The organism is Rhodococcus sp. Eu-32, assembly GCF_003336925.1.
Taxonomy (GTDB): Bacteria; Actinomycetota; Actinomycetes; order Mycobacteriales; family Mycobacteriaceae; genus Rhodococcoides; species Rhodococcoides kyotonensis_B.
In genome coordinates this window covers 146,631-158,714 of the sequence record NZ_QGNK01000010.1, presented here as the reverse complement: position 1 = coordinate 158,714, position 12,084 = coordinate 146,631, and the positions used below count along the sequence as shown (strand labels likewise).

Here is a 12,084-nt window from a genome sequence, read left to right as displayed (position 1 = left end):
TCTTGTGGTGTGCCGATCGGTCAGGACACGAACAGAGGTCGTTCGCGAAGGGCATGGGACTCGGACAGGACGTCGAGCAGTGGATCGGACAGGTCGACCAACTCAGGATGCGTCGACACGACGACATCGGTGACCTCGTCACACGTGCGTGCCAGTCGCAGCGTGCAGGCGGCCACGTCCGATGGATCGAGGGCGAGCAGCCGCTGTGCCGCAATCGCCGACCCGGTCATCGTCGTGTAGATCTGAACCGCCGCGATGTCGCGATACGACAGGCCGGCGACTCGGCCGACGAGTCCGGCCACGACCGGTAGGTGCGGTCGGCGGGCCACGCTGTTCCAATCATGTTCGGGCCACGTCGTTTTCGCGAGCCTGAGCAGACCTCTCCCCTGCGCCCGTGACGCACCACGCGCTGCGGGCGACGGAATGCGCGCGTCCGTCTCGGCGTCCGCGGTCGTCGGGTCGAGCAGCCCGGCGCAGACCGAAGCGGCGATCGACGCACCCACGGCACCGCTTGTACGGAGACGACGGTTCAGGAATGCCTCGACCGTCGGCAGGTCGCGGACCACACCCTGTTCGACGGCTTCCTCGACGCCGCCGGAGTGCACGTGGCCCCCGGTGGGCAGGCGCGAATCGGCCAGGGTGAGAAGCGTCGAAACCTGAGCTGTCACTGCACTCAAAACAGGAAATACCTTTGCGCCATGGGCAACTCGGTGGCCGGCTGCTCGGTCCAGACCTCACCGTCGATACGCACGGTGAACGTGTCGGGATCGACCTCGATCCGCGGTTGCGCGTCGTTGTGCGGCATGTCGGCCTTTCCGACAGCGCGCACGTTACCGACCGGGACGAGCCTGCGGTCGCAGTTCAACCGGTCCGCCAAACCGTCCTCGATGGCCTGCGGGGCGACGAAGTGCACCGACGTCGCGGCCGCTGCCTTCGCGGAGGCACCGAACATCGGACGCGGCAGTTCGGGCTGAGGGGTCGGGATGGATGCGTTGGCGTCACCCATCTGGGCCCACGCGATCATGCCGCCCTTGATCACCAGGTGGGGCCGGACACCGAAGAACGCCGGATCCCACAACACGAGGTCGGCCAGCTTGCCCGGTTCGACCGAGCCGACCTCGTGATCCAGCCCATGGGCCACTGCAGGACAGATGGTGTACTTCGCGATGTAGCGCATGACGCGGGTGTTGTCGGCGCGGACATCGCCCGACAGGTAGCCGCGACGCTTCTTCATGACGTGCGCCGTCTGCCACGTCCGCAGTACGACCTCACCGATACGACCCATCGCCTGCGCGTCGCTGCCGATCATCGAGATGGCGCCCATGTCGTGCAACAGATCCTCGGCAGCAATCGTCGACGGCCGAATCCGGCTCTCGGCGAACGCAAGATCCTCCGGAATGGACGGGCTGAGGTGATGGCACACCATCAGCATGTCGAGATGCTCGTCGAGGGTGTTGACGGTGTGCGGCCGCGTCGGATTCGTGGAACTGGGCAGCACGTACCCCTCGGACGCGACGGTGATGATGTCCGGCGCGTGTCCTCCGCCTGCGCCCTCGGTGTGATACGCGTGGATGCCGCGACCCTTGATCGCAGCGAGGGTCGTCTCGACGAACCCTGCTTCGTTCAGCGTGTCCGAGTGCAGCGCTGCCTGAACCCCTGCCTCCTCGCACACCGCCAGGCACGCATCGATCGCCGCGGGCGTCGATCCCCAGTCCTCGTGCAGTTTGAAACCCGAAGCGCCCGCGCGCAGTTGCTCCCACATCGCATCGCGGCTGACCGTGTTGCCCTTGCCGAGCAACACGATGTTCATCGGCCAGTCGTCGAGCGACTCGAGCATGCGCGACAGGTGCCACGCGCCCGGCGTCACGGTCGTCGCCTTGCTGCCCTCCGCAGGCCCCGTGCCACCACCGATGACCGTGGTTATGCCGCCTGCGAGTGCCTCGTCCATGATCTGCGGGCAGATGAAGTGGACATGGCAGTCGATTCCGCCTGCGGTGAGAATCTTGCCGTTGCCCGCGATGATCTCCGTCGACGGCCCGATCACGAGATCGGGATGCACCCCGGACATCGTGTCCGGGTTACCCGCCTTGCCGAGCGCCACGATTCGGCCGTCGCGAATTCCGACATCGGCCTTGACGATGCCCCAATGGTCGACGACGACCACTCCGGTGATGACGGTGTCGGGTGCGCCGTCGGCACGCGACGCGCGGGACTGTCCCATCGATTCGCGAATGACCTTGCCGCCACCGAACACGGCCTCTTCTCCGGCCAGACCAGGTCCACCACTACGGTCCTCGGTGATCTCGATCAGAAGATCCGTGTCCGCCAACCGGATTCGGTCACCCGTCGTCGGTCCGAACAGTTGCGCATAGCGCGCTCGACTCAGGTGCGCCATCAGGCATCCAACTTTCCGGGAGGGTTCATGCTCAGCCCATGCACTTCTCGTCCGCCGGCGAGAGGGACCAACTGCACCGTCATGGCGATGCCGGGTTCGAAACGCACTGCCGTGCCTGCGGGAATGTCGAGTCGCCGCCCGTACGCGGCGGCGCGGTCGTAGTCCAGTGCCTCGTTCGATTGCGGGAAGTGCACGTGGCTTCCGACCTGGACGGGCCTGTCCCCGGTGTTGACGACGTCGATCGTCACCACGTCGGCGCCTTCGTTGATCTCGATCGTTCCGTCCTCGGTGATGATCTCGCCCGGGACGACATGGCCGTCACCACGCTTCGGCGAGATCGGCTCGTGCACGGTGATGAGCTTCGTTCCGTCCGGGAACGTCGCTTCCACCTGCACTTCCGGAAGCAGCTCCGGTACACCGCCGATGACGTCGTCTGCCGTGAGAACCTCACGACCCGACACCATCAATTCGGCCACCGAGCGACCGTCACGCGCCCCCTCGAGCAGATGATCGGTGATCAGAGCGATCGCCTCGGGATGGTTGAGCTTGCGCCCGCGAGCCTGGCGTTTCCGAGCCAGCTCGGCTGCATAGCTGAGCAGTAGGCGATCCTGCTCGTGCGGAGTCAGCCGCATCGAATCTCCATCCCTCTCACGCGAACACCGTCGGGCGTCCACGCTAGTACCGACGCAGACCCACTCGGTGCGCGGGCGATGCTGAACGCCAGGGTGTTTCGCGGTGGAAACCCAGGTTTTACACGCTCGAAACAGGACCGGCCGGAGCGCCGGCGGTACCGTCGGACCGATCGAGAAGGCTGCGGAGCGACGCCCTCGTGATCGACGACGACACGTCCGACAACTCCCGTTCGGTCACCGCCCCGGAATCGAGGCCGCGAACGAGCACTCCCGCGAGTGCCTGTGCGGTCGCGGGCTCGTCCATGATGCCGCTGTCCTGTCGACTCAGATAGGCCGCCACCCGTGACGCAGCGGTCGGCATCGCGTCACGGAAGAATCCGAGCGTCGCCGCCCACCGCGTCACGAGGTGCCCCGGGTGCATGTCCCACCCCTGGTAGAACCCACGCTCGAGCGAACGAGTGACCAGACCGAAGTGCCTGCGCAACGCCGCCTCGATGTCGGCCTGCGAGCCGGTCGGGACCACCTGAGTGGATCCGTCGCACACCCAGACGCCGGTCTGCGCCGCCGCCGCGAGCATCACGTTCTTGGCGTGATCGGCCACCGGATGCGCCAGCGACTGCTGAGCGGACGTGATTCCGCACGCGGCGCTGTAGTCGTAGGTTCCGTAGTGCAGAGACGTGCACCTGCCGTCTGCCAGACGCAGTGCCCGCGCGACGGTCGCCGTACCGTCGGGACCCACGACGGCCTGGGGACTCTCGATCTGCAACTCGAAGCGCAGCGCGTGATCCATCAGCCCGTGCGCACGTTCGAGCTCTTCGCACAGTGCGACCACCGCGGTGACCTGTTCGGCCACACGCAGTTTCGGAACCGTGAAGACGAAGCCGTTCGGGACACCGCCCGCAGCATCGAGAACCAGTTCGAGTGTGCGAACGGCACGTCGCCGTTCGTGGGCGGCAAGTCCTTTGGGCCGGATGCCCACCCACGAAGGACCCGTCGGATCCGCCGCCAGCGCGGAAAGAACCTGCCCTGCGTGACGTGCGTCGCGGTCCTCGTCCTCGTCCGAACGCCAGCCGTAACCGTCCTCGAAATCGAGCCGAAGATCCTGGATCGGCGACGTGTGCAGGACATCGCGGACCGTCGTCAGAACCCCTGCGGCGTCGAGGGATTCGACGACGTCGGCGTGCGCGTCGACGAGACGGGCTGCCTGACTACCCCACTGCTGCGGGATGCCGACGTCGGCGATCGACGCGGGTACGTACACGGTGTGTATCGGCTGACCGCCGATACGGTCACCGGGATAGTCACGGGCGAGTTGCTCGTCGACGGGGCGGAGAATCGACTCGATGCGGCCGAGGGCTGCACCGTCCAACCTGGTGTCGAAGTATTCGGCGTCTCTCGTCACGCGCCCTAGTGTCCCAGAACTGCCGTGTCCACGATGTTCGCGAGGCGGACCTTCCCCTGCGCGACGGCCTTTCCTGCCTCGTCGACGATGTCGACCCGCCACAGTTGTTGGGTACGACCGCGATGCACCGGTACTGCCTCGGCGGACAGCGTGCCCGAACGTGACGCACGCAGGAAGTCGGTGTTGTTGTTCACGCCGACGACGTGGCCACGATCCCCCAGCCATACGCTCGCGCCGATGCTGGCCAGCGACTCGACCACGGAACAGAGAACTCCACCGTGCATGATTCCTGCGGGCTGATGCAGGCTCGGCGTGACGTCCCAGCGCGCACGCACGCGGTCGGCGGTGACCTCGGTGTACTCCAACCCGATCGCACCGTCGAAGCCACGCGAACTCACTTCGGTGATCGCAGCTACATCGCCGCTCGCCATCACGGCCGCGTCGACGGTGGGTCCTGGCTCGCTCATCGAATCTCCTCAAGCTGGTCCTGGTGTCACGACGGTTGGAACACCGACGAATCCAGAACTACACGAGGACATCTGCACATGGATCGGCGGGCCTCACATCGAGAGATGTGAGGCCCGCCGTGGCAAGGACCGGGAGTCACTGCAGCCCTCAGGACTCCGGCGCGGTCCGTTCGTCTGGGATCCAGAATAGGCAAGCCTTACCTGATTGGCAAGAGCTTCCGACGCCTTTTCAGGAGGCTCGCGATCGCAGTCGCGCCGCTGTCGACAGGCGCGACCGAACCGGCGCGCCGGCCGCCACGAACGCGTCGAGCAATGCTTGACCACGACGCGCCCCGTCGGACGCCCGGGCGCCGGCCAGAACCGGAACGTAGGTCGACGCACCCAGCACGGCGTCGCCGACAAGACTCCAGAATGTCCGCGCATCCAACGGCGCACGTGCTCCGATCGAGCGCAGTACTGCATGCAGCGAGGTGATGCATCGGTGGGCCGTCCAGACAAGAAGGGCTTCCTCGCACGGAAGGGTCACCGCACCCGGTTGGCCTTCGAGGTGGTCTCCGGGCAGGACGCGGAGCATCGGCGACGACACTCCCGCCCAATCGATTCCGCCGTCGCTGTCCATGTGAATCCACAGGTTGTCGATGCCGGGGTCCCAGGCACGACCCTCGAGCACGATCAGCGCCGCCACGCGCCCGACGACCGCATGAATGAGCGCGGTCGCGACCTGCGCGGCCGCAGCTTCGGGTAGCCGGAGGTCTTCCAACGACCTCGCGAGCATCTGATCGGTTCGGCCGTCCTCGAGCCCCACGCCTAGCTGCCACCAGCGCCGCTTGGCCTCCTGTGCCATGGATGCGATCGCGTACATGCGGGGGTAATCGGGGTTCAGCGCTCGAAGTTCGATACACGAGCGCGACAGCGCACCACCGTCGTCGATGCGGGTGATCGATCGATGCACCTCGGCCCATGCGGCGGACGTCGTAGTCGCAACTGACACCGAAACACTCCCTCTGTCGTTCCCTCGGCCCACGGCCGCTGTGCATAGGCTAGCCTAACCAATGCCACACGGTAGCGGTCCATCGGGCCATGTCTCCTGCATCACTGGAATGCGTTGGCTAGCCTTACCTGGACGCACGCTGAAGCAGAGGGTTCCGTAACCTAACTGCGTGGACCTTCGAACACAGTGAGGAATCAGGAACGACAGTGACTACGGCCCCCCTGCTCGGTCCGGGAGCACCTCACCCGACGCCCGACGACGACTTCGCCACCGAGGACATCCCCCGCGGACCTGCGCCGTGGGGCCCCAGAATCGCTGCGACCGTCGTCGATCTCGCGATCGTGCTGCTTCCACTCGGCATCGGGTGGTCCATCGTCGACTCGCTTCGGGACGACAACGGCGGCGGTGAAGCCGACAGGTTCGTGTTCGGCGCGATTTCGGTTGCCGTCGCCATCGGACTTCTGGTGTGGAATCAGGGGTTTCGTGAGGGTCGCGAAGGCCAGAGCACAGGAATGCGGTGGACCGACCTCGTCGTGCGCGACGCCGACACCCTGGATCCGATCGGTCCGAAGCGGTCACTGCTGCGCGCGACAGGAGTCGGCCGGGGACGCACCGAGGTAGTACGCCAGAAGACCGCCCTGGACGAACAATTCGAGCCCATCCCCCGTGACAACTCGGTGGCGGGAATACGCAAGCGACGAATTCTCGGACTGATCGTGCTCGTCGTGGCGCTGGCCGCCGCCATACTCGCCAGCATCGCGATCGGGGCAAGGCCACTCACATTCGCCGAGATCGGCCACGCGCTGCTGAATTCCACCGGCACGGACACCGACATCATCGTTCGTACGCTACGAGTTCCACGTACGGTGCTCGCTCTCGTCGTGGGAATCGCGCTCGGTATCGCAGGTGCCTTGATTCAGGGGCACACCCGAAACCCGTTGGCGGACGCGGGACTTCTCGGACTGAACGCCGGAGCCGCGTTCCTCGTCGTCCTCGCGATCTACCTGTTCCGCTTCAACTCTCCGAGTCAATACCTGTGGTTCGCCTTCGCGGGCTCCGCCATCGCAAGTGTCGTGGTGTTCGGGCTGTCGTCGATAGGAAACGGAAAAGCGAGCCCGTTGAATTTGGCGCTCGCAGGCGCGGGGGTTGCGTTCTTCCTGTCGGCCATGACGAACGCCATCGTGCTGCTCGACCAGACGAGTCTCGACGGCTATCGGTTCTGGTCCGTCGGGTCCGTTGCAGGCCGCGGGCTCGACATCTTCTGGACGGTCCTCCCCTTCCTCGTCATCGGCGTCCTCATCGCGTTGGCCAGCACTCCTGGACTGAACGTGATGAGCCTCGGTGACGACGTCGCTCGGTCGCTCGGCACGAACATCGCCTTGACGCGCACCGTCGGAATCGTCGCGATCACTCTGCTCACCGGTGCCGCCACAGCCGCGTGCGGCCCCATCGCGTTCATCGGTCTCGTCGTACCCCACGTCGCACGTGTGGTCACCGGTCCCGACTATCGATGGCTCGTGCCCTACGCGGGATTGATGGGCGGGGTGATGCTCATGATCGCCGACGTCATCGGCCGCGTCGTCGTCAGGCCCGGCGAGCTTCAGGTCGGCATCGTGCTCGCACTGTTCGGCGCGCCGTTCTTCATCGCTCTCGTCCGTCGTCGGAAGTTGGCAAGCCTGTGACCGCTCACCTCGAAACGCCGCTGTCCGAGTCGGATACGCCCGCGTCCACGGTTCCGTCCAGGCCTGCGTTCCGCTTCGGGCCTCTGTCTCTGGTCCGTCGTACGTTCATGGTCGTCGTGACCCTGCTGTTGGTCGTTGCGCTGTTCTTCGTCGTCTGCATCAACATCGGGCGCGGCGACTTCCCTCTGTCGATCGCGCAGGTCGTCGACGTGCTGTTGGGCGGCGGCTCCCGCATCGATCGATTCATCGTGATGGACCTGCGACTGCCGAGGTCTCTCACCGGCCTTCTCGTCGGCATGGCGCTCGGAATGTCCGGCGCTGTCACGCAGTCGATCTCGCGGAACGCTCTCGCCAGCCCGGACATCCTCGGCATCACGTCGGGCGCAAGTGCCGCTGCCGTCGCATTGATCGTGCTCGGCGGCGGCGGGTCGTTCGTCGGTGTGCTCGCGACGCTGGGCCTGCCCCTCGCTGCCCTGGTGGGTGGCCTCGTCACCGCCGTGTTGATCTACGCGCTTGCGTGGAAGCGCGGCGTCGAGGGCTTCCGGTTGATTCTCGTGGGCATCGCGATCAACGCGATGCTCGTCGCCGCGATCGGCTGGTTGCTGATCAGCGCCGACATCAACGACGTCTCGCGAGCGCAGCTGTGGCTCAACGGTTCGCTCAACGGCGCGGACTGGAGCAAGGTGTGGCCCGTGGCCGTGGCCGTCCTGGTCGTCGGCACGCTGACGATCATCTCGACGTTCACACTCGGCGCGCTTCGACTGGGCGACGACAACGCCAAGTCACTCGGTGTCCGCTTGCAATCGGGTCAGGCGACGCTCCTGCTCGCTTCGGTCGCTCTCGCGGCGGTCGCCACCGCCGCGGCAGGACCGATCGGGTTCGTCGCCCTCGCGGCACCGCAGATAGCACTCCGGCTGCTGCGGACTCCGGGGCCGCCGATCATCGCGTCGGCCATCCTCGGTGGTCTGCTCGTCGTCGGGAGCGATCTCATCGCGCGCACCATCCTTCCCGTCGAACTTCCCGTGGGCATCGTGACGTCCGCGTTGGGTGGCCCCTTCCTGCTCTATCTCCTGGTCCGCAGCAATCGAAAGGTCTCCGCATGACAACCATCGACCCGTTGCGCCTCGTCGCGGAAGACCTCACCCTCGGCTACGGCGACCGAACCATCGTCGAGAATCTCGACCTCGAAGTGCACACCGGTGTCATCACCACCGTCATCGGGCCGAACGGGTGCGGCAAGTCGACGCTGCTGCGATCCCTCGGCCGCCTGCTCAAGCCGAAGGCCGGTCGCGTCGTCCTCGACGGCAAGGCGATCTCGTCGATGCGCACCAAGGACGTCGCGCGGGTGCTTGGAATGCTCCCCCAGGCGCCGACGGCTCCCGAGGGACTCACCGTCGCCGACCTCGTGTCGCGCGGCCGCCACCCGCATCAGTCGTGGATCAGGCAGTGGAGTTCCGACGACGAATCCGAGGTCGCCAACGCACTCGAACTGACCGGCGTCGGCGACCTCGCCGACCGACCGGTCGACGAACTGTCCGGCGGCCAGCGGCAACGCGCCTGGATTTCGATGGCTCTGGCGCAGGGCACCGATATCCTGCTCCTCGACGAGCCGACGACGTACCTCGACCTCGCGCACTCCGTCGAGGTCCTCGACCTCGTCGACCGCATGCACGAGGACATGGGTCGCACGGTCGTGATGGTGTTGCACGACCTCAATCTGGCCGTGCGCTACAGCGATCAGCTGATCGTCATGTCCAAGGGCAAGATTGTCGAGAGCGGTCGACCGCAGGACGTCATCTCCGAAGAATTGCTGCTCGACGTCTTCGGTCTCGAGGCGACGGTCATCGAGGATCCCGTGTCGGACAGGCCGCTCATCGTCCCGATCGGCACGCGGCACGTGTACGGCGCGACCGGCGGGCCTCGCAAGACCGTGACACGCCGGAACGCCTAGCGCTCGATCATCGTGCGCACGAGTCGATAACCCTGACCGAGAGACACCTCGGGCAGATACGCACGACCGACGGCGTTGCCGATGCTCGGTAGCGCGGCAGGGTCGGCGTACGTCATGTGCATCGATTCGTACCGCGGCTGGAACTTCGACTTGAACGCCAGCAACGACCGGAAGCCGTAGACCGGTTCGAGCGTCCTGCCCAGCACGTCGAGCAACCGGTCGAGCAGACGCGAGAACGTCAGCTCTTCCGGTGTGCCGTTCTCGGAACTCTCGTCGTCGACCTTGGCCAGTGGCGCTCCGGACAGACTCAGGAAGCGGACCCCTTCCTCCTTCAGCAGAATTGCCGCCGACGCGATCAGGAATTCCATCGTCGGCCGGAATCCCTCCGACCGTCTCCGCATGAAATCCAGTGTCCACCCGACTATCTCGCCGTTCTCGTACACCGGCATCCACGACGTGACGCCGTGCACGGTCCGGTGCTCGTCGACCGCGATCAGACACCGCACCTGCGCGTCGTCCACCTCTTCGAGGCCACCGAGAGTGAAGCCCATCTCGGGCATCCCCTTGTCGGCGACCCACTCCTCCGAGATCGCCTCGATCTGATCCGTGATCGCGAGGGGAGCATCCGGAAAACGAATCCATTCCGCATCGACGCCGGCTTTCTTGGCACGGTTCAGAGCCGTCCGCACATCCTGGAATCGCTTGCCGGTGAACGCCAATTCCTCCAGGTCGAGGATGGTCTCCTCCCCGACCTGGATCCCGCCCCAGCCGAGCCCGTCGGTGATCTCTCGGACAGCAGGCGTCACCGAGTAGAAACACGGGATCCACCCGTTCTCCGACGCATACTCCGCGAATCCGACGACGTACTCGCGCAGCCGATCTCGGGGACCGACCGGATCGCCCGTCGTCAGTGCCACACCGGAGATGACCCGGTAGGCGACGTAGCCACTGCCGTCCGGCGAGAACCAGTACGTGTTTCCTCGCCACGTCGTCATCCACGAGAGCGCGCTGCCGGAGCTCGACGTCAACACCTCACGTGCCCGCTCGGCCGCGTCGGACTCGGCTCCGAAGGCGGGCGTCAGAAAGGTTCCGAAGGTCAGGACGCATACCGCGACCCAGAACACCACCCCGGTCCATTCGAACAGCAGCGTGGTCGGAATGTCCTCGGGCAAGAACCGAGGTTCGAGCCACTGGAGGTACACGGGTGGGATGAGTCGCTGGGGGAAGTCCGCGAGCAACCGAAGCGCAGTCGGGGTGTTGTCGAATCCACCTCGCGCCGCGAGTCCGCCCAGGACGTACAGAACCGCGAGGACCGCACCGGTGCCGAGCACCGACAGGGTCCATCGCCGATAGGTTCCCTTCAGGGCCGACACGTCGAAGAACTTTCGGGTTGCCACCAGGATCGTGAGCACCACGAGTGGAAGGAGGAACGGAATCACGGTGCGGTACACCGTCGGCGATTCGAGACCGTAGAACAGGGACTCGTCGTCGCCGGACTCGAGGTATCGGATGGCGAAGTTGGCTACCGACACCACGAGGAGCACGACCTGAGCGACGACCGTTGCCCCCCATGCGAAGCGACGACCCCGGCGAAGGCCGTCGGCAAGGAACAGCAGGAAGATCGACGGCATCAACGACAGGATCGTCGGACCGACACCGCCCAGACGTAATTCGAGGAGACCCGTTCGACATTCGGGATCGGTCGCGGAATCGGCGCAGATCTCGCGCACCTCGGCGGCGGTGTACGGCACGCCGCGTACGACCTCTCGTAGCACTGCAAAGGGGCCGACCGCATCGGGGCTCAGTGCCGCGAGCACAGGGCCGAGTGCACTTGCCGCGACCACGAGCGCCACCAACACGCGGCCTTCGCGCTGAGTGCCTGCAAGCCGCGGACCGCGTGCGGATCGGCCCACGAACGCCGGTCCGAGTATCAGCCCGACGATCGCCGCAGCCAGCCGAATGACGTCTTGAAGGTGGCCGCTGAAGAGCGCCGACGTGATGAGGAGCGCAAGAAGCCCGACGCGGATGCGTCGGCGCCACAACGTGTCCATGCGGGCGCTCGCCACCATGACGACACCGACGATCCACGTGGTGGGCCCGATGGCGGTTCCTACGTGCAGGCGAAAACCCCAGTCCGCGTCGAACATCTTGGCCAGCGCCGCGAGCCCGAGTCCGAACAAGGCACCGAGCACCTGGGTCACGACGGCCGCGAGCGCGAACTTGCCCGACCCCATGCGTCGCTCGATCGGTGCCGCCGCGACGACGACGGCCACCACGACGACGATGTAGCCGAGAACGTTCGGCGCGAAGAGACCGGCCGTCAGGACAGTCCACACGCGGAAGTCCTGGAACGCCATGATGCCGGTCGCGAAGTCACGGTGCAGAGTGTTACCGCCTACCGCCACACCGACGATGCCGAGCGCGAGGATGACGGCGAGAGCACCGAAACTGACCGGCGCCCCTTTGGCGCCGTAGACGATCAGCGAGCGCAGCCGTACGAGCTGACGGCCGGTGTTTCTCAGACCGGCGGCCACACGAATGCGGCGTAGTTCCAGCCAACTCGG

Annotated in this window: 10 protein-coding genes; 3 read left to right on the top strand and 7 right to left on the bottom strand. The window is 65.9% G+C overall.

From position 1 onward, the window contains the following. Positions 1-20 precede the first annotated feature (20 nt). From DK926_RS14395 to DK926_RS14370, 6 genes are all read right to left on the bottom strand, one after another. Entirely contained in the window at positions 21-677 is a 657-nt protein-coding gene (locus DK926_RS14395; RefSeq protein ID WP_114330979.1) for an urease accessory UreF family protein, read from the bottom strand. Next, positions 674-2,395: an urease subunit alpha gene (locus DK926_RS14390; protein ID WP_114330978.1), complete on the bottom strand. Its 1,722-nt coding sequence runs from the start codon at positions 2,393-2,395 to the stop codon at positions 674-676. Before DK926_RS14390 ends, DK926_RS14395 begins: the two co-directional genes overlap by 4 nt. Further along, entirely contained in the window at positions 2,395-3,027 is a 633-nt protein-coding gene (locus tag DK926_RS14385; RefSeq protein WP_114330977.1) for an urease subunit gamma, read from the bottom strand. The genes DK926_RS14390 and DK926_RS14385 overlap by 1 nt, the downstream gene beginning before the upstream one ends. Before the next feature lie 118 nt (positions 3,028-3,145). Continuing rightward, the gene (locus tag DK926_RS14380) at positions 3,146-4,429 is read right to left on the bottom strand and encodes an aldolase/citrate lyase family protein (RefSeq protein WP_114330976.1); all 1,284 of its coding nucleotides are present in this window, start codon (positions 4,427-4,429) and stop codon (positions 3,146-3,148) included. A 5-nt stretch (positions 4,430-4,434) separates the two neighbouring features. Continuing rightward, positions 4,435-4,860 carry a PaaI family thioesterase gene (locus tag DK926_RS14375; RefSeq protein ID WP_114330975.1) on the bottom strand — a complete coding sequence of 142 codons (426 nt, stop codon included), beginning with the start codon at positions 4,858-4,860 and terminating at the stop codon, positions 4,435-4,437. Positions 4,861-5,125: 265 nt separating this feature from the next. Further along, positions 5,126-5,848, bottom strand: a complete 723-nt coding sequence (locus tag DK926_RS14370) for a hypothetical protein (protein WP_243636817.1) — start codon at positions 5,846-5,848, stop codon at positions 5,126-5,128. Between the two features lie 260 nt (positions 5,849-6,108). Between DK926_RS14370 and DK926_RS14365 the strand changes: the two genes are divergently transcribed. From DK926_RS14365 to DK926_RS14355, 3 genes are read left to right on the top strand one after another with little or no spacing between them, the layout of a single operon-like run. Continuing rightward, positions 6,109-7,569: an iron chelate uptake ABC transporter family permease subunit gene (locus tag DK926_RS14365; protein WP_243636816.1), complete on the top strand. Its 1,461-nt coding sequence runs from the start codon at positions 6,109-6,111 to the stop codon at positions 7,567-7,569. After that, positions 7,566-8,672, top strand: coding sequence for an iron chelate uptake ABC transporter family permease subunit (locus DK926_RS14360; RefSeq protein WP_114330972.1), 1,107 nt, complete (start codon positions 7,566-7,568; stop codon positions 8,670-8,672). The genes DK926_RS14365 and DK926_RS14360 overlap by 4 nt, the downstream gene beginning before the upstream one ends. Then, positions 8,669-9,520 (top strand): ABC transporter ATP-binding protein, encoded by an 852-nt coding sequence (locus DK926_RS14355; protein ID WP_068431172.1) that lies wholly within the window; start codon positions 8,669-8,671, stop codon positions 9,518-9,520. Before DK926_RS14360 ends, DK926_RS14355 begins: the two co-directional genes overlap by 4 nt. On the opposite strand, the gene DK926_RS14350 is transcribed toward DK926_RS14355, so the two are convergent. Further along, a complete protein-coding gene (locus DK926_RS14350; protein ID WP_243636815.1) occupies positions 9,517-12,054 on the bottom strand; it encodes a phosphatidylglycerol lysyltransferase domain-containing protein in 2,538 nt (845 codons plus the stop codon). The two genes, DK926_RS14355 and DK926_RS14350, sit on opposite strands and share 4 nt — an antisense overlap. Positions 12,055-12,084: the final 30 nt, after the last annotated feature.

What these genes read in the sequence shown, in the direction of transcription:
- DK926_RS14385 (WP_114330977.1), bottom strand. Translation starts at nt 3,027, where the DNA reads ATGCGGCTGACTCCGCACGAGCAGGATCGCCTACTGCTCAGCTATGCA.
- DK926_RS14355 (WP_068431172.1), top strand. Translation starts at nt 8,669, where the DNA reads ATGACAACCATCGACCCGTTGCGCCTCGTCGCGGAAGACCTCACCCTC.
- DK926_RS14375 (WP_114330975.1), bottom strand. Translation starts at nt 4,860, where the DNA reads ATGGCGAGCGGCGATGTAGCTGCGATCACCGAAGTGAGTTCGCGTGGC.
- DK926_RS14390 (WP_114330978.1), bottom strand. Translation starts at nt 2,395, where the DNA reads ATGGCGCACCTGAGTCGAGCGCGCTATGCGCAACTGTTCGGACCGACG.